General features: G+C 56.6%; 19 protein-coding genes. 2 read left to right on the top strand and 17 right to left on the bottom strand.

All coding sequences use genetic code 11. From position 1 onward, the window contains the following. Window positions 1-11 precede the first annotated feature (11 nt). On the bottom strand, window positions 12-458 hold the full coding sequence (locus EXR70_03575) for an Hsp20/alpha crystallin family protein (protein MSP37552.1): 447 nt from the start codon (window positions 456-458) through the stop codon (window positions 12-14). Between the two features lie 138 nt (window positions 459-596). On the opposite strand from EXR70_03575, the gene EXR70_03570 reads away from it, so the two are divergent. After that, window positions 597-1,730, top strand: a complete 1,134-nt coding sequence (locus EXR70_03570; GenBank protein MSP37551.1) for a trypsin-like serine protease — start codon at window positions 597-599, stop codon at window positions 1,728-1,730. Between the two features lie 219 nt (window positions 1,731-1,949). Here EXR70_03570 and EXR70_03565 read toward each other — a convergent pair whose 3' ends face one another. The 16 genes from EXR70_03565 to EXR70_03490 all read right to left on the bottom strand — a co-directional run bounded on the left by EXR70_03565 (window position 1,950) and on the right by EXR70_03490 (window position 19,222). Beyond that, window positions 1,950-2,954, bottom strand: coding sequence for a PhoH family protein (locus tag EXR70_03565; protein MSP37550.1), 1,005 nt, complete (start codon window positions 2,952-2,954; stop codon window positions 1,950-1,952). Beyond that, window positions 2,951-3,166 (bottom strand): hypothetical protein, encoded by a 216-nt coding sequence (locus tag EXR70_03560; protein ID MSP37549.1) that lies wholly within the window; start codon window positions 3,164-3,166, stop codon window positions 2,951-2,953. The genes EXR70_03565 and EXR70_03560 overlap by 4 nt, the downstream gene beginning before the upstream one ends. 62 nt (window positions 3,167-3,228) lie before the next feature. Continuing rightward, the gene (gene alaS, locus EXR70_03555) at window positions 3,229-5,865 is read right to left on the bottom strand and encodes an alanine--tRNA ligase (protein ID MSP37548.1); all 2,637 of its coding nucleotides are present in this window, start codon (window positions 5,863-5,865) and stop codon (window positions 3,229-3,231) included. Window positions 5,866-5,869: 4 nt separating this feature from the next. Beyond that, window positions 5,870-6,364, bottom strand: coding sequence for a regulatory protein RecX (locus EXR70_03550; protein ID MSP37547.1), 495 nt, complete (start codon window positions 6,362-6,364; stop codon window positions 5,870-5,872). A gap of 18 nt (window positions 6,365-6,382) precedes the next feature. After that, window positions 6,383-7,435 (bottom strand): recombinase RecA, encoded by a 1,053-nt coding sequence (gene recA / locus EXR70_03545; GenBank protein ID MSP37546.1) that lies wholly within the window; start codon window positions 7,433-7,435, stop codon window positions 6,383-6,385. A gap of 11 nt (window positions 7,436-7,446) precedes the next feature. Continuing rightward, window positions 7,447-8,019: an RNA 2',3'-cyclic phosphodiesterase gene (gene thpR, locus EXR70_03540; GenBank protein MSP37545.1), complete on the bottom strand. Its 573-nt coding sequence runs from the start codon at window positions 8,017-8,019 to the stop codon at window positions 7,447-7,449. Between the two features lie 6 nt (window positions 8,020-8,025). Next, complete coding sequence (locus EXR70_03535; GenBank protein MSP37544.1) at window positions 8,026-9,282, bottom strand: competence/damage-inducible protein A; 1,257 nt, start codon at window positions 9,280-9,282, stop codon at window positions 8,026-8,028. 92 nt (window positions 9,283-9,374) lie between these two features. Then, on the bottom strand, window positions 9,375-10,784 hold the full coding sequence (locus EXR70_03530) for a hypothetical protein (GenBank protein ID MSP37543.1): 1,410 nt from the start codon (window positions 10,782-10,784) through the stop codon (window positions 9,375-9,377). A 106-nt stretch (window positions 10,785-10,890) separates the two neighbouring features. Then, window positions 10,891-13,482: a VWA domain-containing protein gene (locus EXR70_03525; GenBank protein ID MSP37542.1), complete on the bottom strand. Its 2,592-nt coding sequence runs from the start codon at window positions 13,480-13,482 to the stop codon at window positions 10,891-10,893. Further along, window positions 13,413-15,227 (bottom strand): hypothetical protein, encoded by a 1,815-nt coding sequence (locus tag EXR70_03520; GenBank protein ID MSP37541.1) that lies wholly within the window; start codon window positions 15,225-15,227, stop codon window positions 13,413-13,415. The genes EXR70_03525 and EXR70_03520 overlap by 70 nt, the downstream gene beginning before the upstream one ends. A 4-nt stretch (window positions 15,228-15,231) precedes the next feature. Next, window positions 15,232-16,119, bottom strand: a complete 888-nt coding sequence (locus tag EXR70_03515) for a DUF58 domain-containing protein (GenBank protein MSP37540.1) — start codon at window positions 16,117-16,119, stop codon at window positions 15,232-15,234. Window positions 16,120-16,133: 14 nt separating this feature from the next. After that, a complete protein-coding gene (gene queC, locus EXR70_03510; GenBank protein MSP37539.1) occupies window positions 16,134-16,826 on the bottom strand; it encodes a 7-cyano-7-deazaguanine synthase QueC in 693 nt (230 codons plus the stop codon). Window positions 16,827-16,973: 147 nt separating this feature from the next. Then, complete coding sequence (locus tag EXR70_03505) at window positions 16,974-17,300, bottom strand: rhodanese-like domain-containing protein (protein ID MSP37538.1); 327 nt, start codon at window positions 17,298-17,300, stop codon at window positions 16,974-16,976. After that, a complete protein-coding gene (locus tag EXR70_03500) occupies window positions 17,300-18,175 on the bottom strand; it encodes a Vitamin K epoxide reductase (protein MSP37537.1) in 876 nt (291 codons plus the stop codon). Before EXR70_03500 ends, EXR70_03505 begins: the two co-directional genes overlap by 1 nt. Window positions 18,176-18,178: 3 nt before the next feature. Beyond that, on the bottom strand, window positions 18,179-18,832 hold the full coding sequence (locus tag EXR70_03495; GenBank protein MSP37536.1) for a redoxin domain-containing protein: 654 nt from the start codon (window positions 18,830-18,832) through the stop codon (window positions 18,179-18,181). Between the two features lie 168 nt (window positions 18,833-19,000). Continuing rightward, on the bottom strand, window positions 19,001-19,222 hold the full coding sequence (locus EXR70_03490; GenBank protein MSP37535.1) for a Flp family type IVb pilin: 222 nt from the start codon (window positions 19,220-19,222) through the stop codon (window positions 19,001-19,003). 402 nt (window positions 19,223-19,624) lie between these two features. On the opposite strand from EXR70_03490, the gene EXR70_03485 reads away from it, so the two are divergent. Then, window positions 19,625-20,596, top strand: coding sequence for a class I SAM-dependent methyltransferase (locus EXR70_03485; GenBank protein ID MSP37534.1), 972 nt, complete (start codon window positions 19,625-19,627; stop codon window positions 20,594-20,596). Window positions 20,597-20,615: the final 19 nt, after the last annotated feature.

The following is a 20,615-nucleotide window of genomic DNA, read 5'->3' as shown; positions in this document are numbered from 1 at the left end:
GCGACGACGGATCAGTGCACGCTGATGGCGATCTGTTTCGGTTTGGCATCCTCGGCTTTCGGCACCTGAATCTCCAGGATGCCGTCCTGGTAGCTCGCCTGGATGCCGTCCTGCTTCACGGTACGCGGCAGATAAAACGACCGCGCAAATTTGCCGTTGACACGTTCGTTGCGGTTGTAGGCAACGCCGTCGCTTCGCGCTTCGGCTTTGCGCTCGCCGCTTAAAGTTAAAGTGCCGTCGTTGACTTCCAGGTTGAAGTCTTCCTTCTTCATGCCGGGAAGCTCGGCGCGAATCAGATAAGCGTCCTTGCTTTCCAAAATATCAACCGGCGGTAACCAGTTTCCTGCAGTCTCCGACGGCAGCGCGCGGGCGCGGCCGAAGTTCACATCGAATAGATCGTTGATCCGACTGTGCAGCCGATTCATACCATCAAACGGTTCCCATCTTACTAGTTCCATAAAATACCCTCCTTTCAAGGGTGCGTGTTAAGATGTCTGAAATCTAAGAACGCGGTTGCCTGCTGTCAATCGGCTTGACAATCGCCGGGCGCATCCCTAACTTTAACCCATTTGCGTGCCGGCGGATGAGAGGAAACGATGACGGACAAAAATTCAGAGCCAAGCTCTCGTCTGAAAAAATATTTCTGGCCGGCGATGACGCTTGCGGTGGTCGCGATGTTTTTCGCTAAGGAGTCGTGGTTGGGCGGCGCTTCGCTCAACGATCCCAAGGCGGCGGCGCGGCCGGTGACGCCGCGCGGCGAACTGATGGCCGAGGAAAAATCGACCATCGCCATCTTCAAACAAGCGTCGCCCGCGGTGGTGAACATCACCGTGCTCGGCGTCGAACGCGACGTGTATTCGCTCAATCAATATCAGATTCCCCAGGGCAGCGGTTCGGGCTTCGTGTGGGACACCACCGGAAATATCATCACCAACTTTCATGTGATTCAAAACGCCGACGCGGCGCAGGTAACTTTAGCCGATCAGAGCAATTGGAAGGCGCGCGTGGTCGGCGCCGCGCCGGATAAAGATTTGGCGGTGCTCAAGATCGCCGCGCCGGCGAATAAACTTCATCCGATTCCCATCGGTACGTCAAAAGATTTACAAGTCGGCCAAAGCGTTTTCGCCATAGGCAATCCCTTCGGTCTCGATCAAACGCTCACCACCGGCGTGATCAGCGCGCTTAACCGCGAGATCGAATCGGTGACCCGCCGGCCGATTCAAGGCGTGATTCAATCCGACGCGGCGATCAATCCGGGCAATTCCGGCGGCCCGTTGCTCGACAGCGCCGGTCGTTTGATCGGCGTCAACACGGCAATTTACAGCCCCACGGGGACTTCCGCGGGAATCGGTTTCGCGATTCCCGTCGATACCGTCAACCGCATCGTGCCCGAGCTGATTCGCAGCGGTAAGCTCGTTCGGCCAGGTCTGGGCATTCAAATCGCCGACGAACAGATCGCCCAGCGCTTGGGCGTGATCGGTGTGTTGGTGGTCGATGTCGTGCGCGGCAGCGCGGCGGCGCGGGCGGGTTTTCAGCCGACCCGGCGCGAAGCCTCGGGCCGAGTGCGCTTGGGCGACGTGATCACCGCTATCGACGGCAAAAAAATCGAATCGCCCAACGAACTCTATCTCGTCTTGGAAAAATACAAAGTCGGCGATGCGGTGAGCGTCACTTCCTCCCGTGACGGACGAACGGTGCAGAGCAAAGTGACGCTGGAAGCAGTGCAGTAGTTGGCCTTGTCTTGTCGCGATTTCATTCTGTCACCACGATGCGTGCGGAGACGTAACCTGGAGATTCGAAATCGGAAGAATTAACCGCAAAAGGCGCAAAGAGCGCAAAACAATTTCGGATGGCAGGCGCGATACGCAAGCCGCAGATGACCGAGGTCGGGGCAAAAAATTTTTTGCCCCGACAATAACTCTACGCGCTGTCTTTAGCGTTAAATATTCTCAATCGTTGTTGCGATTATCGTCCCGTTCGTAGGCCATGATGATTTCTTGCACCAGGTGGTGGCGCGCGACATCTTTTTCGGTGAAAGTGATGAAGCTGATGCCGGGCACGCCTTTTAAAATTCGCGAAGCTTCTTTGAGTCCCGATGGTTTGCCCGCCGGCAAATCGATCTGCGTCGCGTCGCCCGTGATCACCGCTTTGGAGCCGTAGCCCAAGCGGGTCAAAAACATTTTCATCTGCTCTGGCGTGGTGTTTTGCGCTTCGTCGAGAATGACGAAGGAATCATTTAAGGTTCTGCCGCGCATGAACGCTAGGGGCGCGACTTCAATGGTCCCTCGTTCTAGCAGTTTGCGGGCGCGGTCGAAGTCGACCATGTCGTGCAGCGCGTCGTAGAGCGGGCGCAGGTATGGATTGACCTTCTCTGCCAAGTCGCCGGGCAGGAATCCGAGCTTCTCGCCGGCTTCGACGGCAGGCCGCGTCAAAATAATTCTCACATAATTATTCTTCATCAACTCAGCTACCGCCATGGCCATCGCCAAATAAGTCTTGCCAGTGCCCGCCGGGCCGATGCCGAAGACGATATCGTAGCGCCGGATGGCGTCGATGTAAGCTTTTTGGGCGATGCTTTTCGGCGTGATGGTGCGTTTGTGCGCTGAGATATAAATCGTGTCGAGAAAAATATCTTGCAGTTTGGCGCGGCTGTCGGCGCTCAAGATGCGGATCGCGTAATCGACGTCGCTGGCATAAACCGGATAACCTTTTTCCAACAGGCTGTAGAGCTGGCGCAGAATGTGGCTGGCAAGTTCGACTTGCAACGGATCGCCTTCGATTTCCAAAGTGACGCCGCGGGCGCGGACTTTGAGTTGCAACGTGTTTTGCAAAATTTTCAGGTGTTGGTCATGCTGCCCCAACAGATCGCGGAACAGGCGGGGATCGTGAAATTCGATTTGGTTGACGCCGATCTCAGTGACGGCGGCGGCGAGTTCGCTCGATTCGTCTTTCACGCTTTTTCTCCTATCAGTTGGACGATGATTTCGCGTCGGCGCGGCCGGTTGTCGAAGTCGAGCAGGTCGTCATGCTCGATGGTGGTGAGCGCCGCGGTGGAGCCGGAAACGAAAAGCGTCGCCGTGCCCGCGTCGATCTTTGCGTCGCGGATATGTTCTTTGAGCTTGGCGGTGAGGTCGACGATGGCGCAGAAGCCGGCGGTCTCTTCGATGATCTTTGTGGTTTCGATCGTGATCACGCTGGCGCTCGGCCCGCTCCTTCGGCTTAGTAATGTTAACTGGTTTGGCGGACTAAGTCTTCAGCGCGCTGCAACGCCGCGCCGATGTTAGCCGGCTCTTTGCCGCCGGCTTGAGCGAAATCGGGCCGGCCGCCGCCGCCGCCGCCGACCATGCCAGCTAATACTTTGATGATGTTGCCGGCGTGATACTTCTTGGTTAAATCCTTACTCACGGTTACGACCAAGTTCACCGCGCCCTCGCTGGCGCTGGCGAGCACGACCACGCCGGAGCCAAGCTTTTCTTTCAATTGATCTGTGATATCGCGCAGCTGTTTACCGTCGAGGCCGTCGACTTGGCTGATCAGCACGCTAGCGCCGTTGACCGCTTGCTTCTTGGCGAGCAGATCGGGGATTCGGTCTTTGTCGAATTGGCCGCGCAGTTTGTCGATTTCTTTTTCTAGCTCTTTTTGGCGGTCGAGTAGTTTTCTTACTTTCTCGACGCTGTCATCGCTGGTGCCGCGCACCAGCTCGGCGATTTCCTTCAGGCGCAGCTCGTAACCCTGAATCAAATCCAGCGCGCCTTCGCCGGTGAAAGCTTCGATGCGGCGCACACCGGCGGCGACGCCGCCTTCGAAGTTAAGTTTAAATAAACCGATCTCGCCGGAGGCGCGAATATGCGTGCCGCCGCACAGCTCGGTGGAGAAGTCGCCGATTTTCACCACGCGCACGCGGTCGCCGTACTTATCGCCGAAGAAGGCGAGAGCGCCGCGCCGGATGGCGTCGTCGTAACTCAGCTCTTCGATCGACACACCGGCGTCTTCGCGCACATGATGATTGACTTGGGCTTCTATGAAAGCCAGTTTCTCGTCCGCAATCGCGCCGGTATGGTTGAAGTCGAAGCGTAAACGGTCCGGCGTCACCGACGAACCGGCTTGGCGGACATGATCGCCTAGTTCTTTGCGCAGCACGGCGTGGAGAATATGGGTGGCCGAATGGTTTAGCATGGTTTTTTGCCGATGCTTGCGGTCGACATTCAAAGCCACTTTATCTCCCACTTGAACCCGGCCTTTGATGACTTTGCCGCGATGGGAGATTAATTGCGGCGTCGGATGTTGGGTGTCGTGAATTTCAATCAAGTCGCCGCGGCTGGTTTTGATTACGCCGCGGTCGCCGACTTGGCCGCCGGATTCACCGTAGAAAGGGGTCTCGGCGGTGAGTAAATCGATTTCGTCGCCTTGCACCGCTTCGTTTTTGCTTGCACCGCCGGCGAAAATTCCCAGCACCGATGATTCGCCTTCGAGGCGATCGTAGCCGATGAAGCAGACTTGGCCGTCGAGTTGGATTTTCGATTCCATGCTGACGGTTTCGCGCGCTTCGCGGCCGCGGCTGCGTTGCGCCGCCATGAGCTTTTCGAAGCCGGCTTGATCGACGTCGATATTTTCACCGCGCAAAATGTCCTCGGTCAAATCGAGAGGGAAGCCGTAAGTATCGTAGAGACGAAAGGCGATGTCGCCGGCGAGGGTTGGTTTCTTTTCGGCTTTGAGCTTCGCCGTGGCGTCTTCGAGCAAGACCAGACCGCGGTCAAGGGTTTCGCCAAAACGTTCTTCTTCGATGCGGATGACTTCGCGGATGCGCGGCTCTTCATTTCGCAACTGCGGATAGGCTTCACCCATGACCGCCGCGACGCTTTTGGCAACTTCATGTAAGAACGGTTCTTTCAAACCGATCAAGCGGCCATGGCGGGCGGCGCGGCGCAGCAAACGGCGCAGCACGTAGCCGCGTCCTTCGTTGCTCGGTGTGACGCCGTCGGCGATCAAGAAACTCACCGCCCGGGCATGATCGTCGATGACGCGGTACGAAATATCCGCGGTCGGATCGACGCCGTAACTTTTGCCGGTGAGTTTTTCCGTGGTCGCGGTCAGCGCGCGCATGGAATCGATATCGTAGTTGGACAACACTTGCTGCATTACCGCGGTGATGCGCTCCAAGCCCATGCCAGTGTCGACATGTTTCGACGGCAGGTCGGACAAGCTGCGATCGTCAGCACGGTTGAATTGAATAAATACTAAATTCCACAGCTCGATGTAGCGGGCGCAATCGCCGTTGACGCGGCATTCATGACCCGCCACGCCGGGCCGGTCGCAAGCCGCCGGGCCGCGGTCGAGATGGATTTCGCTGCAAGGGCCGCAAGGGCCGGTTTCGCCCATCTCCCAGAAATTTTCTTTTTCGCCGAAGCGGCTCACCCGCTCCCGCGGCAGACCGCTGATCTTGAACCAGAGCTGCTCGGCGTCATCGTCATTTTTGTAAACCGTGGCGTAGAGTTTGTCTTTGGGCAGGCCCCATTCCTTGGTCAACAGTTCCCAGGCCCATTCGATGGCTTCGGCTTTATAATAATCGCCGAAGGACCAGTTGCCAAGCATTTCAAAAAGCGTGTGATGATAAGTATCGCGCCCCACCGCTTCGAGGTCGTTGTGCTTGCCGCTGATGCGCAGACATTTTTGCGAGCTGGCGGCGCGCACGTAAGGCAAACGTTCCTGGCCCAGGAAGACGTTTTTGAACTGCACCATGCCGGCGTTGGTAAACAGCAGCGTCGGGTCCTTGTCGGGCACCAGCGATGAGCTTTTTACTACGGTGTGACCTTGTTTGACGAAGTAGTCTAAAAAGGATTTGCGAATGTCGTTACTCGTGACCATAAGCTCAACAGTTGTCGTCCATGGGGCAGCGCAGAAGCGTAAAGATCACTTTACTGCTGTAGCCGCGGCGTTGGAGAAAGGCGAGCGCCCGGCGCAGCGTGTGCGGTTCTTTGAGATCTTTGCTGCCGAATCTTTTTTTTAAAATAACTCTCGCTCGTTTTTCTTCGTCTTGGCGATCGAACAACTCTCTTATCACCGTGCGGATAATCGAATCGACGACGCCTTTGATTTTCAGTTCCTGTTCGATGCGCCGCGGGCCGTAGCCTTGGCTCTGCGCCCGCGAGAGCGCCCAGTTGCGGGCAAAGGTTTCGTCGTCGATAAAATTGAAGCCGCTGAGCTTGGCGATGGTCGCGTCGATCACCGCATCGGCGGCACCGCGCTGGCGCAAGTAGCGCTCGACTTCGGCGACACTGCGCGCGCGATAACCGAGATAGCGCAGCGCCCGGGCGAAGGCGTCGTCGGCTGATTCGATCGGCCGAGCGCCGGTTCTTTGCTTCAGCGTGGGACCGAGCCTCGCTTACCGGCCTTTGCCTTTTTTCTCCACCGCGACCATTTCCGCCGGCGCTTCGCCGTCGTGATGTTTCAAACCCATTTTATCCATGACCAAGTTCATGATGGTCTGGCCGGTTTCCGGATGATCTTTTAAAAACTGTTTGGCGGCTTCGCGGCCTTGGCCGATGCGTTCGCCGTGGAAAGAATACCAGGCGCCGCTCTTTTCGACCACGCCGATCTCACTGCCGATATCGACGATCTCACCGTCGCGCGAGATGCCGGTGCCGTAGAGAATATCGAACTCGGCTTCCTTAAACGGCGGCGCCATTTTATTCTTGACGACTTTAACCCGGGTGCGCCCGCCGACGATGTTGTCACCATCTTTGAGCGCGCCGATGCGGCGGATGTCCATGCGCACCGAAGCGTAGAATTTTAGCGCGTTGCCGCCGGTGGTGGTTTCCGGATTGCCGAACATGACACCAATCTTCATGCGGATCTGATTGATGAAAATGACCACGGTATGAGAGCGGGCAATTGTCGCTGTGAGCTTACGCAGCGCCTGCGACATAAGACGAGCTTGCAGGCCCATGTGCGAATCGCCCATCTCGCCTTCGATTTCCGCCTTCGGCACCAGCGCCGCCACCGAGTCGATGACCACGACATCGATGGCACCGCTGCGCACCAGCGTCTCGGTAATTTCCAGCGCCTGTTCGCCGTGGTCCGGCTGGGAGACTAGCAGATCGTCGGTTTTGACGCCGAGTTTCTGCGCGTAGGACAAGTCGAGCGCATGCTCAGCGTCAATATAGGCGGCCATGCCGCCGAGCTTCTGGGCTTCGGCGACGATCTGTAGCGCCAAAGTTGTTTTGCCAGAAGATTCCGGTCCATAGATTTCCATCACTCGGCCGCGCGGCACGCCGCCGATGCCCAGCGCGATATCGAGTCCCAGCGATCCGGTCGAGATCACCTGCACGTCCTTGACGATGCCGCCCTCGCCAAGCTTCATGATCGCGCCCTTGCCGAATTGCTTTTCGATCTGGCTGACGGCGAGATCGATGGCTTTCTCTCGATTAGCGTCCATTGCTGTCTCCTTCACGACACCCGGTCGGTTTTGAGCGTGACAACTTTTAGCCGGTGATAAATCGCACCAGCCGGTTGGAGCACACTCTCAAATAAAATTACTTCGTTCACTAAAGTTGCGCCGAATTCATAGTGGCGCCAATTTCTCAGTTCCTGTTCGAACTCGGCATCGAAACGCTCCGTTTGGCGCCAGCGTCCCACCGTCAAGTGCGGCGTGAAAATTTTTTCGTCTCGGGAAAACCCGAGGGGCGCTAACGCGGAGTCCACTGCCGCCGCCAATGTTGTTAGTTCGTTCCCGTCTAATCCGACCCATAGTACGCGTGGCTTTTTTATGCTCGGAAAGACCCCTAATCCTTTAGCATTTATGGTAAAGCGCTGAAAGGGGTGGAGCGTGTCGGCGAGGGCTTCGCCGATGGCACTAATTTTTTTCTCATCGACGTTGCCGAGGAATTTTAGCGTGAGATGAATGTTGCTTGGCGTTACCCAGCGCAGGCCATTGAGCCGAGACTTTAGCGGTTCGAGGGCGGTGGAGATTTTATCGATGGTGGCGGGAGTGATATCGACGGCGATGAAGGCGCGCATCACGGACTTCTACAGTTCCAAAAGCGTTAGTCTGAGCCAATTGAGCGCGGCTTGGGCTGTGCCCTGGACGATCCGCTCGCGATCGGTGAGGACCAAGAGGTTGAGCAACTTCGCTTCATGAAATTTCGCGCTCGAGATACTGACCCAAACCGTGCCTACCGGCTTCTCCGCCGTGCCGCCGCTCGGTCCGGCGATGCCAGTGACGCTGAGGGCGATGCTCGCGCCGGTGCGTTCTCTAATGCCCTGAGACATTTCCAGCGCGGTATCGCGGCTGACCGCGCCGAATTTCTCCAAGGTTGCGGGCTGGACGCCTAGGGCGCGGATTTTTTCTTCGTTCGAGTAAGTCACCGCGCCGCCAAGAAAGTAGGCTGAGCTGCCGGCAACCCGGGTGATGCGGTGCGCTATCAGCCCGCCAGTGCACGACTCCGCCAACGCTAAGCTCTGGTGCTTCTCGACCAACAAGCGGCCGACGATCTCTTCCATCGTCGCATCGCTTTCGGCGTAAACGTAGGCGCCGAGAATCCTGCGCAGCTGCTCACGTAGCGATTCGAAATTTTTCTCTTGCGCCGCGCCGCTGACCGTTAGACGTAATGTCAGCTCGGGAAAGTGCGCGCGAAATGACAGCTTTGCCGAGTCGCCAAGCTCCACTGGCTTGACGAGATCGTCGAGCTTCGATTCGCTGATGCCGTGAATTTTAAAGACGGTTTGGTGGATCGTCGACTGGCTGCCTTGTTGCGCCGCGATCCAGGGTAGGACCGTCGCGTTGAGCATCGCGGTCATCTCGTGCGGCACGCCGGAAAGCCAGAGCAGTTTTTTACCTTGGCCGATGTCGACGTTGAAACCCGGCGCGGTGCCGACTGGGTTGGGAATGATCGTCGCGCCGGCTGGGAAAAGCGCTTGCTTGAGATTGTTCGCCGTCCAGGCCACGCCGCGCCGCTCGAAGCGGGCTTTGAGATTTTTGGCGACCTCGGGGTCTTCGATTGTTTTCACGCCTAAAAAGCGCGCGACCATTTCCGTGGTCAGATCGTCAGCGGTGGGGCCGAGTCCGCCGGTGCCGATGACGATGTCGCCGAGTTCGCGCGCTTGGTGAAACGCCCAGAGCAGTTTTTCCGGGTCGTCGCCGACTTTGAGCACCGCGGCGACTTTGATCCCCAGTGCGAACAGGCGGTCGGCGATGTGGGCGGAGTTAGTGTCGACGACTTTGCCGGTGGTCAGTTCGTCGCCGGTGCTTAAGATGACGGCTTTTTCAATCACGCTATTTCCAATCCTGGTCGCGTACTAAAAAATCATAGCACGCAAAACGCGCCACGGCCAAAGCCGCGAACGCAGATCAATTAGCCCCGGGACGAACTGAATGACTAGGATTGAGGCGTGGAACTAAGCTCGACCAGAAACGTGCGCTTCTGGTTCTCAAAGACACGCTGGAGCGCCGGCTCGATGAATTCATCCGCCGGAACATCGACGCTCAGTGGGTTGATATACTGCTGGTCTTTATAAAACTCGAAATGGAGGTGGGGACCGGTGGAGCGGCCGGTGGAACCGACGTAGCCGATAACCTGGCCCTTGGTGACCGCCACGCCATTTTGAATACCCTCGGCGAAACTATCGAGATGGGCATACCGGCTCATATACGTGGTGTCGTGCTTGAGGTCGATGGCTTTGCCGTAGCCACCGTTCCAACCAGCTTCGGCGATGATGCCGTCGCCCACCGCACGCACCGGCGTGCCCCGCTGGGCGGCGAAATCTACGCCGGTATGTGGCGCATTGATTTTAAGGATCGGGTGGAAGCGCGATTCGGTAAACAGCGACGTGATGCTGGTAAATTCTAGAGGGAAGCGCAGGAACGAGCGGGCCAGGCTGCGGCCTTCACTATTGAAATAGTTGCCATGGCCTTTTTGCTTCTCGAAGTAGATCGCCGTGAACTTTTGCCCAGCGTTCAACAGCTCGGCGGCCAAAATGCGCAGCGAAGGCTTGCCTTCTTGGCCCTTGCGGCTGCGTTGCTCGTAGAGAATCTTAAAGGTGTCGCCGGCGCGGATCTCTTTTTCGAGATCGATGTCCCAAGTGAAGATATCGGCTAGCTGGGAAAGCAGAGCGGGATGCAAACCGGCTTTGCGGCCATCTTCAAAAAAAGATGAGGCGACTGAACCGCTGACGGTTTTGATCTCGACGTCGTAGGGTTTCTCGCGTTTTTGTACGAGAATACCGCGGATGCCCCGTTCCATGGTCAATGTGTAGGCGTCGCTTTGGTCGACTTCCAACGCTTTCAACTGGCCGGAATATTGTCCCCGGCTAGAAAACTTCGCCTTGGCGAAGTACAGCGCCAACTCTCGCCCCGCGGGCAATGTCTCACTGCCAAAATTTCGCTTCATCGTCCGTGACCACAGCAGTCTATCTGCCTGAGGCACATCATAACGGGTGAGAATATCTGAAAGGGTCTCGCCGCTGCGTATCCGGTAAATGGCCTGCTGACGATTTTCAGTACTATCGCTGGTTGGCGGTGACGGTTGTCGGCGCAGGGCGGTGCGCGCCTGATTGTTGGCTAGTCGTTGAATCGGGATTGTAACCGAATTAACCGTTTTGCCTTTAGCCGGTTCCTTGCGTGGGGTCTTCTGTTTGGCAGCCGCGGCCTCCATGGGAGCCAGCGTGAGCATTGCCAACAAACAGGCAACCATCCCAAAGGGTTCGGCAACTCGCAGGATCTTTAGTCCCGCCACTAACCAACGGCAAGGACTCCCCGTCGGTCGTGTTAATGTCAACGCGGCACGCATAGTAAACAAAGATTACAAAAGTTAGCCCGTTTGGGTGCCTCTGTCAACCAGAAAATCGAGACTTTTCGGTTAGCGGTTGGGCTGGATCGGAAGTGGTTTGGGCTCGTCAATCAGGCTCGGCAAAGGCGAACTTTCTTATCGCGACCTCAAATAAAAACAGACAAAAGACCAGCATAATGAGTTCCTGGCGGGTCTCGCGGTAGCTTTTCGACAGCGTGGTTTTAGTTATCTTATCCAGGGACTTAGGGTTGATCTCACCACCTGTTGCCTGGGCCATGCGGGACAACAGCTGGGTGTTAAACTCGGGCCTTGGCAGCTCGCTGGTCTGATCGTAGGAAAGGGTGTAGCCCACCGGCGGAAAGGCGACGCGCCGGCCGGCGCGATCTTCGGTTAGGTCGATGCGATAGTCGCCAAGGGCGGTCAATGGCAGGGTCGCTTGGTAATGGCCCGGCGCTAGCTTGGTGAGTACGCCCTCCGACTTGCCGCCCTTGCCGGTGGCGGTGAAACGATATTGGCTGTTGGCGCCGCTGTCATCGTAGATCGACAGATCGATTACCGAGAGGTTTTCGGTAAAGCTTACGCGCGCTTCGTGGCTCGGCACGAGATTCTCTTCGCTGGGACTCAACCAGTCGAACAGGCGCGCCCAAAAGCCTTGCAAGCCGGCCCACTGAATCCAGTTTCTGCTCCAGCGCCCTTCCAGATCGGTGGTCAGAGCGACGGACTTCCCTTTACCGTAGCTCCACGAAGCCAGCAGCGGCGCGCGCCGGTCGGGTCGCTGGAGCGACAAGTCCATGATCGCTCCCCGTTTCAATTCCGTATCCATATAGCCCAATACCGCTGGAAAGTTTCTGTTCGCCAAGCCGTTAAGCAGTTCGGAGCCCCGCTCGACGATCGGCACCATCGGGCCGTCGTCCTGGGGCTCCTCTTTGGGTTTGTCCTGAAGCTGTTCCAGGACGATTTGCGGTAAGGAGGATGGATCGATGGTGTGATGGAACAAGCCGCCGCCGTATTGGGCTATCCGTTTCATGATTCTGACATCGGCCTCGGCGCTGATGGCGATGGCGGAAACCGTGATCTTGAGTTCGTTGCGCATTAACGTTACCAGATCGATTAAGGTACCGTCGCTACCTCTGGTGACGCCGTCGCTCAGCAGGATGATATGTTTGCGCGAGGCGTTAACCCGCTCGAGTTGGCGTCGGGCTTCGTTGAGTGCCGGAAGAAAGTAAGTCTGGCCACCCGGTTTGAGCCGGTCGATCTGGTTGTCGACCACGCCCCGCAAGCGTGCCATGGTTTCCAGATAGACCACGACAAAGGGGCTATCGTCGAAACCGACCACGCCGAGCAGGTCGATATCTTTCAATTGCCGCGCCACCGCCTTGGCGGCTTCTTTAGCGTAAAGAATCCGGTTGTCGTCGCGCATGCTGCCGGATTTGTCGATCACTAAGACTACGGCGCGGTTTTTTTCTTCGCGCTTGGGCGGTTCCTTGGGTTCCACCGGCAGCAGTTTTTCAATCGCCGTCTGGCGATAACTGGCAGGGGCGAAACTGTTGTCGGCGCCGAGCATGATGAAGTGATTACCTTCGGCGACATGGCGTTCCAGCGTCGCCAAATAGCCAGCGGGGAACTTGTCCCGTTCGGCGTTGTTAAAGATGACGATCTTATGGCCCGCCGGTGGCGGCGCGCTTTCTGGGCTCCGCACGGTCAAATCAAAACCTTGCCGTTTGATGATTTCTTCCAAATAGCGGCCGGCGCCGTTACGGCCGTTGATCAATAATACTTTCGCCTTGGAGCGAATCGTTACCCAAGCGATGGCGTGGTTATCGGCCGGGTTGATGTCGGCCGCTTTATCGCGAGCGCTGAAGGTCGCTTGGAAAGAAGTTAGCACGCCTTCGGTGGGCGTGGTTTGATAGGTGAACGAATGGCTGCCTGGCGGCAATTTCACGTTGTCGGTTTTGAACACTTGGCCATTACGAGAGATCGCCAAGCTGCCGTCAACCGGAAAGTCGTTCTGGTTGTCGAGGACGACTTTGAGATTCAAACTCTCGCCGCTGTTGCCCTGGGTGGGCGCGAGTATTTTCGTCACCGCGACGTTGGCGATGGCTGGCCGCTCCGCCGGCAGCATTGGATAGATTTTAATCCCCGCGGCCGCCGCCGCGGGTAGTAAGCGTTCGACGCTGCCCTGGGTTTCCCAGCCGTCGGTGAATAAAAACAAGCTGCGCGGTGCGCTCGGCAATTCCAATAGTTTGGCTAGGAGACTCTCGATATTGGTCTTTTGTCCGTCGACATCGCCTTGGGCGAAGCCATCGGACTTTTTGACAGTCGCGCCGAAAACGAACTGGCGATCGCGCCGACTGGGGGCCAGTTCCTTGGTCGCCCGGGCCATCCACTGACGCATGGCGGCGGGAATACTCTGCGAGACGTCATAGGCGAAGATTCTCTCTTCGCTCCGTGCCTGCTCGCTGACTCTCTGGGGATCCGCCAGGGCGAGGATCAGCAGGGCGACGATCAACGTCCGGGCAATTACAATCGCAAGACGCCGGTCGCCAAAACGGAGCCAGAGTAGCGGCAACCCCAACAGCAGCCAGAGAAAGTAGCTCTTGGCAAATTCGATATCAGCCAAAAGTGTGGTCATGATCCCAAGCTCACATTGGTCCCGCGGCGGAAATTGAGTTGGCTCATCCGCGGCGTGACGAACCATTCGATCAACAACAATAGGATGACCGCGATCAGTAGATAGGGCCAGAAAGAAAATAGCACCGAAGTGCTGCCAGTGACGACGCTGTTAGCGTTCAGATCGATAGGCGCCGGAGCGCGCAGGTCGGATTCGCTCTGATCTTGGAAATTGCGCGCTGACAACTCTTTCTCGCCGCCACGCCGGCGCTCATAGAGGCCCTGATAGAAGGTGGCGGCGAAATAATCATAGCCCGGCGTCAGCGCAATCGATTCACCCTTGGGGCTGATCAGCAGATCGCCAGGGACGATCTTGCCGAGGGCCAGGGGCTCGCCGGTGGCACGGCTTTTCATGCCGGCGTCAAAAAACCAGTCGAGAAGATTGAGCGTGAAGATCGACATGGGCAAATTTTCGCGTCCTAAGTACGGCAGCGGATCGAAGCCTAGGGTGAGATAGCGCACGCCGTTGCGTTCGTTGGTGAAAGCCAGCGCGCCGTTGGGACTTTCGATCACCACGTCGCCGGCGCTTTCCGGTTTGAGCGGGCGCGCGTAGGCCGGGCGAAACAAACTGAAGTTGACGTAGCGCGTCAGCGTGTGCGGTTCGCGCCAGTTGGAGACGTTGACGTTCGCCACCGGCGCGCCGAGATCGACCAGCGAGTTATTTTGCGGCGGTAAAATGAACAGAGTTGGATTGCGCGGCAGCGCCGCCGGCGTGGCGAAATGAAAAATCTCCAAACCATAGGCGCTGCTGTCGGTCTCGCCATAGGCGCTCGGCGCGATGACATCGATGTCGACGCCGGGAATCGATTTTAGGCTGGCGATCTCTTTGGCCCGCGGGCTGATAGCCAAAATGCGCAAGTTCCGTCCCGCCGGTAATACCGCGAAGCGGCGGTTGTCGAGCATGAGCGCGTCGCGGTTTTCGATCTCGGCTTGATAAAACGGTTGCTCGGCAATGCCGTCGAAAGTCGTCGCCAGGGTCTTGCCCGAGGCGACGGTGAGTTCGCGGTGGGTCAGGGCGCGGTCGCCGCCTTTAACGACAATTCTAATTTTCTCGTCGCGGTTGGAGAAATTAGCGACTTCCACGCTCGCTTCGAGCCGGCCGTTGATGAGCGAAGAACGATGCACGTCGAAAGCGGTGACGGCGAAATTTGCTTGGGGCTGGCCGACGCTGATAATTCGCGCCGTGGCGCTTTGGCCGCGCGCTGGATGATCGGTGATTAAATAAACGCGCTGGTATTTATGCTCGCGGGCGAGCTGTTCGAGGGTTTGATTGTAGTCTGTCGGCGGATCGCCGAGATCGTAGGCTTCAATTGCACCGATGGCGCTGAGCGCTTGCGTGGCGCTTAACGGTGCGCCGTTGAGCTTGGCTATGCGCGGCGTGGTTAGATAGAGATCGATTTTGCCGGCGACGCCGATCGCGTCGATGATCGATATTGCCTTCGCTTTGGCCAAATTCAATCGGGTTTGGCCGGCTTCCATTGTCTGCATGGTTGCTGAGTTATCGAGGAGAATCGCCACGTTGGTCGGATGGATGGAAAAGACCGGCTCGCTCAGGGCGAAAATCAGTAAGGCCAACAACAGCAACTGCAAGAAAAAAATCCACGGCAAATTGATTCTGCCCCAAGCTCGGCTGCTGGCGATTTCGCCGCTTTCCATCAGTAAGAGCAAGCTGGAAAACATCACCCGGCGCGGTTTGCGCCGGATCAAGTAGGGCAAGAGCAGCAGCGGAAGCGCCAACAGGCCGAACAGCGCGGTGGGATTCAAAAACTCCATGGGTTTATTTGAATAGGCCGATGGCCGGCAGAGTGGCGAAAACAAAGTCGCTCAAATCCCGGTCGTTCACATAGAGCGAATAATGAATGCCGCTCTGGTGGCAAAAACTTTTGAGTTCCAAGTTATGATGGGCTAGCCGGCTCTGATATTCGCGCCGCGCCTTGTCGTTCCACTGATATTTTATTTCTTTTTCGCTCTCGCTATCGACCAGGGAGAGACTGCCGTGGGGGAATTGCGGGTCGACTTCCTGGCGCGTTAGCACTTGAATCGCGGCGATGTCGAGATTGAAGGCGCGCAATAAATTTAGCCCTTGCTGATAGGCCGCGCTGGGCATCAAGAAATCGGAAATCAAAATTGCTTTGCCCGGCCGGCGCAGCCGCTGCAAGTGGCCGTTTAGCGAAGCGGCGAGGTCGACGGCGCCGTTGGGCGTTGCCGCGGCGAGAAAATTATAACAGTCGGTCATGCGCCTCCGGCGCCGATAAAATGGTGAGGCAGCGCCTTTTTCCTGCAACAGGTGGAGCTTGACGTGATCGTGGTTGGCCAGAATCACATAGGAAAGCGCCAGAGCGACATGGCTCGCCGGCGCGAATTTTTCTTCGCGGGCGGGAAACCCCATGGACGCGCTGGCGTCGACGAAAACATAGGCGAATAGGTCGACTTCTTCACGGAACAGTTTGACGTAAAGCCGGTCGGTGCGCGCGTAAATGCCCCAGTCGAGATAACGCAAATCATCGCCCGGCGTGTAACGGCGATAGTCGGCGAATTCTAAACTCGTGCCCCGGCGCGGCGACGAGTAGCTGCCCGGATGGCTGCCGAGAAATTCCTTGCGCGTACGGAGCCTGAGCGCTTCCAACTGGGACAGAAATGCCGGCGTAAACGGTTGAGGTAGCATGCTTGATAGTGATTTTAGCGCGCGTAAGCGATCGGGTCGAGCGCGCCGGCATCTTTAAAACCCTTGAGCCGGAGCAGGCAGCTGTCGCAACCGCCGCAGGCGCGGCCATCGCTTTGCGGATCGTAGCAACTCCAGGTCAGGCTGTAGTCGAGATTGAGCGCCATGCCCTGTTTGACGATCTCCGCTTTGGTCATATGCAGGAGCGGCGCATGAATTTTCATCCGACTTTTACCTTCGACGCCGGCCTGGGTCGCCAGGTTGGCCATGGCCTCGAATGCTTGAATATATTCTTCCCGGCAGTCGGGATAGCCGCTGTAGTCGAGTTGGTTGGCGCCAAAGAAAATGTCGGCGCATTCGAGCCGCTCCGCGAGAGCGAGGGCGAAGGATAAAAATATCGTGTTGCGCGCCGGCACGTAGGTGATCGGAATGCCTTGGCCGATGGCCGCTTCGCTTCTTTCTTTGGGAACTTCGATCTGATCGGTGAGCGCCGAACCGCCGATGGCGCGCAAATCGAAGCGAATGACTCGATGCGATTTAACAGCCAAGAATTTCGCTACTTGCGCCGCCGATTCGAGTTCTCTGGCGTGGCGTTGACCGTAGTCAAAGCTCAGGGCGTGCAGTTGGAAGCCCTGCTGTTTGGCGATCGCCGCGGCGGTGGCGGAGTCGATGCCGCCGCTTAGTAAAATGACAGCGTCGGTGCCGATCATTGGGTCCGGCTACTTGAACATCGAGCCTTCCATCGGATAGCGCTTTTCATACCAACCGATGATGCCTTCGTTGAGCACTTTCATATTGCGGTAACCGTTTTCGTAGAGAATGCCATAGGCCAGACTGGCCAGGTGGTGGGGGCAAGCTCAATAGAGCACTATCGGCCGGTCGCGCGGGATGGTTTTGATGAACTCTTTGAACTCCGCCAAGGGAGCCGATACCGAGCCGAGGATATGCGCTTCATTGAATTCGGCCAAGGTACGCACGTCGATGATTAGTGGTTTGGCGCCAGCCTTTACGACTTCGATCAGTTCGTCGACGTTGACAAACGCGGGAACGATGTCGGGTGGCAAATTTTGCTGGGCAAATTCAGGATACTTCGACGGATCGGCCTGGACCGCAGGTGGGGCGATTAAATAACTAGCGCAGAAAATATTGGCGGCGAGAAAAAGTTTGGTTGCAGTTAATCGCATTAGGGTTTGCCTTCCTGGTAGTCGAATTTGGTAATCTGCGCCAGGGTGTCCAGTTCCAGAATTCCGGTGCGCCGCTGGCCGTCGATGATCCAGGTCGGATAACTCTCGATGTTCTTGTCTTTGCACTCTTTCGCTTGGGGCGCTTGGGGCCCGCCGGGGCTGCATTCGATATATGGAATGCGTTTGACCGAGGCGCCAAATTTTTTCTTCTGTTCTTGGCAGTGCGGACACCAAGAGGCGCTGTAGAATTTAGCCCCGGCCTTAGTCAAATGATCGGCCAGCCCTCTGACCCAAGGATCTTCCGGGCCGGGGGCTGAGCCCCAATAGCCGGCAAAATATAAATGCAACGCGACGATCACCGCGGCGGCGACGCTGACGGTTTTGCCGAGCCATGGTCCCCAAGCAAACTTGGGCAAATTCTCCGGCCGTTGAAAATTCGTCAGGAGAAAAATCGCCGTCATCAATCCGAGCGAGGTCAGACAATAAGGGCAGGCGGCTTTGAGTTCGAGAAACGAAATTGAAGTTAAGTAGACGCTGAAGAGTACGCCGAACAGCGATATGAACCAGGCCCATCGCCATTGGCTGTCGGCGTAACGGTTCCAAGCCACGGCGGCGAGCAGCGCGTAGGTAAGCAATCCCCAGAACGAAGTTGGCATGCCGAACAGCGTCGACCAACGGCTGTTGAGCACCAAATCGCAGCCGGCACCGGCGCTGCAGAAGGCGACCAGTCGTCCTTGCCAGGCGGTGAAGGTAAGATACCCGGACAACGCGACACCGAGGACGGCAAGAACAAATAGTGGCCAATTGGGGCCGTCGCGCAGAAACATTTTAGCCGCCGGTTGTTTCCCTTTGGGATTTTTATTGTCGCTCGCCATCGCTTATCCTTTCAAAAGGGTGTCCACATCGTTTTTGAGCCGGACGAAAGCTGTCAGTTCGCGGCTGTCGTAGTAGCCGCGAATTTGCCCATTGCCATCGATCAACACGAAGCGCGGGCTGTGGGCGATCATGCCGCTCTCTTCGCCGCTGCCGGGCAGCGGTGCAACGCTCAGATGAAAGCCGTCATGAATCAAGCTGATAATACGATCGCGCTGGCCGGTCAAAAAGAACCAGCGCTTGGCATCGGCGTTATGCTTCGCCGCGTACGCCGACAGCGCTTGGGGTGTATCGCGCTCGGGTTCGACGGTGACTGAGACCAACTGGAAGTTGGGCTTGCCGGCGTATTCTTCTTGGAGCCGCGCCATCATCGCGGTTTGGAGCGGACAGGTGTCGGTGCAGCTGGTGTAAATAAAATCAGCGATCCAAATTCGCCCGCGCAGGTGAGCGAGCGTGACGGCGTCGCCGTTGCGTTCGGTTAAATGGAAATCCGGCACCGCGCCGTACTGTTTCAACCCGTCATCGCTGGCGCTGCTGTTTTTCATGCCGGCGAGCTGCGGGTAGGGCCCGAGTCTCAGCCACAGCGCCGTGCCCAAGCCGATAGCCAAACAGATGACTACGCCGCCGAGAATTATAAATTGATTTTTTGAGCCGTTCATCGAAAGTTAACGACTCGGATTCTATCGGTTATTCTATCGTTTGTGTAGAGATGGCCGTCGTTTCACGGATGAAACGAGCGAGAGCGCATGCTGACGTTAGAAAAAATCAACGTACGGCCGAACGCGAGCGATGTGCGCCGGGCCGTACGTTTCAATTCACAGCCGGATTTAGGAACTAGAATCGCAAGCTGAAGGAGTGGTCACGCAACTGGTGACTTTGCTCCAGCCGCTGCCGAGTTGGCTACCGATATTGGTCTCTTTGATCGCCACCCAAAACACTAAGGCGACCAACACGACGATCAAGGTGTACTCGACTAAGCCTTGGCCGTCCTCTTCAACTAGCAAACGTTTGATGAGATTCACAGTGTACCCCTTTTTTTTGCGATCCATTTTTTCATTCTAAGTTTAGCAGCCACAAAGCCTTCGGCAAACATTAAACGCAGGATGCATGCCAGTCCCGCAGTCAATAATCAGGTCTAATGCAATGCAGTGCTTTGGGGTAGATTTTGGAGTGCCAGCGAACCAACGCGAACGATTTGTCAGATGAGTTTTTTTAGCTGGCCGGCGCTGGCCATCGCTTCGACGTAGATTGGAGAACAAAATTGGACGAGGGCGGTCGGTTTTGATTTCGCGGGATTTCGCCGCCAGTTCGTAGCGTTTTAGAGCGAATCTATTCAGTGGGTGACCCCACGCGAATTTATATGTCTTCAGATATCTAAGTCTGGTAAAATCCTCAAACGTGAGTGGCGCAGGAAGATTCTACGGACGAGCGTGACCTGCACTTAAAATTCCATGATTTCTATCAGACGAGTCTTGATGGTCGGATATGCCAGCTTGTTGTTAGCGACGACGATTGTCACAGCGATCAGATACCCTTGGAGTGTCGACCCGCAGGGCGATGAATCGTTTCAAGCGGCCAATCGTCGTTTCTATGAACAGGCGTATTCGAGCGCATCCAAGGACAACAAAGCGGCTACGTCTCCGACCGTTGCGGTACCGATATCGGCAAAGGATAAATTTTACATCGACTTCGCGCGAAACGCCGCAGTGAAAGCTAAGATCCCGCAAACCGTTGCCGACTTTGTCAAACAGCAGGGTTTGAGCGATAGAAAAGTACTTGAGGTTGGTGCTGGCAGCGGCATGTTGCAGGACATCGTCGAAGATTACACAGCCTTGGACATTTCCCCGACCACGCGGCAATTTTTTCATAAGCCATTTGTCGAAGCGTCGGCGACCCAGATGCCGTTCCCCGATAATTCATTTGACGGCCTTTGGTCGATTTGGGTGTTGGAGCATATTCCGAATCCGGAAAAAGCGTTGTTGGAGATGCGCCGCGTGGTCAAGCCCGGCGGATATATTTTGCTCAATGTCGCCAATGACGTGGACCGTTACGCGGCGCAAGGACATCGCGTGCGGCCGTACGGCGATTTTGATTTGTTCGGTCGGCTCAAGAAAGCGACGATCCCGTTTGCGGATTCGCTCATATTTCAAAATCTCCAAGCGCGCCAAGTGCGGTTATTGCGCTCATTGGGTTCTCGCATCGGTGCCGGGCCCTCGCGCCTGCACTTTATCAAGTTAGACGCGAACTATGAGGACTACTGGGTGGCTGACAGCGATGCTTGTACGTCGGTTTCGTATCATGAAGTGTTTCGCTGGTTTACTTCCCGGGGGGATGATTGCGTCAATTGCCCGAGTGAGTGGAATTTGATTTTTAACTACGACTACTACAATACCAACATGATTATTCGTGTAGTGAAGAATTAGCGCGGCTTCCATTCGGTCC

The sequence above is a fragment of the Deltaproteobacteria bacterium genome (assembly GCA_009692615.1).
In the GTDB taxonomy this organism is placed as follows: domain Bacteria; phylum Desulfobacterota; class Binatia; order UBA9968; family UBA9968; genus DP-20.
Note: the sequence above shows the minus strand (reverse complement) of the source record. Positions and strands in the feature narration are given on the sequence as shown.

What these genes read in the sequence shown, in the direction of transcription:
- EXR70_03575 (MSP37552.1), bottom strand. Translation starts at nt 458, where the DNA reads ATGGAACTAGTAAGATGGGAACCGTTTGATGGTATGAATCGGCTGCAC.
- EXR70_03570 (MSP37551.1), top strand. Translation starts at nt 597, where the DNA reads ATGACGGACAAAAATTCAGAGCCAAGCTCTCGTCTGAAAAAATATTTC.
- alaS (MSP37548.1), bottom strand. Translation starts at nt 5,865, where the DNA reads ATGGTCACGAGTAACGACATTCGCAAATCCTTTTTAGACTACTTCGTC.
- recA (MSP37546.1), bottom strand. Translation starts at nt 7,435, where the DNA reads ATGGACGCTAATCGAGAGAAAGCCATCGATCTCGCCGTCAGCCAGATC.
- EXR70_03530 (MSP37543.1), bottom strand. Translation starts at nt 10,784, where the DNA reads ATGCGTGCCGCGTTGACATTAACACGACCGACGGGGAGTCCTTGCCGT.
- EXR70_03525 (MSP37542.1), bottom strand. Translation starts at nt 13,482, where the DNA reads ATGGTTCGTCACGCCGCGGATGAGCCAACTCAATTTCCGCCGCGGGAC.
- EXR70_03520 (MSP37541.1), bottom strand. Translation starts at nt 15,227, where the DNA reads ATGGAGTTTTTGAATCCCACCGCGCTGTTCGGCCTGTTGGCGCTTCCG.
- EXR70_03515 (MSP37540.1), bottom strand. Translation starts at nt 16,119, where the DNA reads ATGCTACCTCAACCGTTTACGCCGGCATTTCTGTCCCAGTTGGAAGCG.
- queC (MSP37539.1), bottom strand. Translation starts at nt 16,826, where the DNA reads ATGATCGGCACCGACGCTGTCATTTTACTAAGCGGCGGCATCGACTCC.
- EXR70_03505 (MSP37538.1), bottom strand. Translation starts at nt 17,300, where the DNA reads ATGCGATTAACTGCAACCAAACTTTTTCTCGCCGCCAATATTTTCTGC.
- EXR70_03500 (MSP37537.1), bottom strand. Translation starts at nt 18,175, where the DNA reads ATGGCGAGCGACAATAAAAATCCCAAAGGGAAACAACCGGCGGCTAAA.
- EXR70_03495 (MSP37536.1), bottom strand. Translation starts at nt 18,832, where the DNA reads ATGAACGGCTCAAAAAATCAATTTATAATTCTCGGCGGCGTAGTCATC.
- EXR70_03490 (MSP37535.1), bottom strand. Translation starts at nt 19,222, where the DNA reads ATGGATCGCAAAAAAAAGGGGTACACTGTGAATCTCATCAAACGTTTG.
- EXR70_03485 (MSP37534.1), top strand. Translation starts at nt 19,625, where the DNA reads ATGATTTCTATCAGACGAGTCTTGATGGTCGGATATGCCAGCTTGTTG.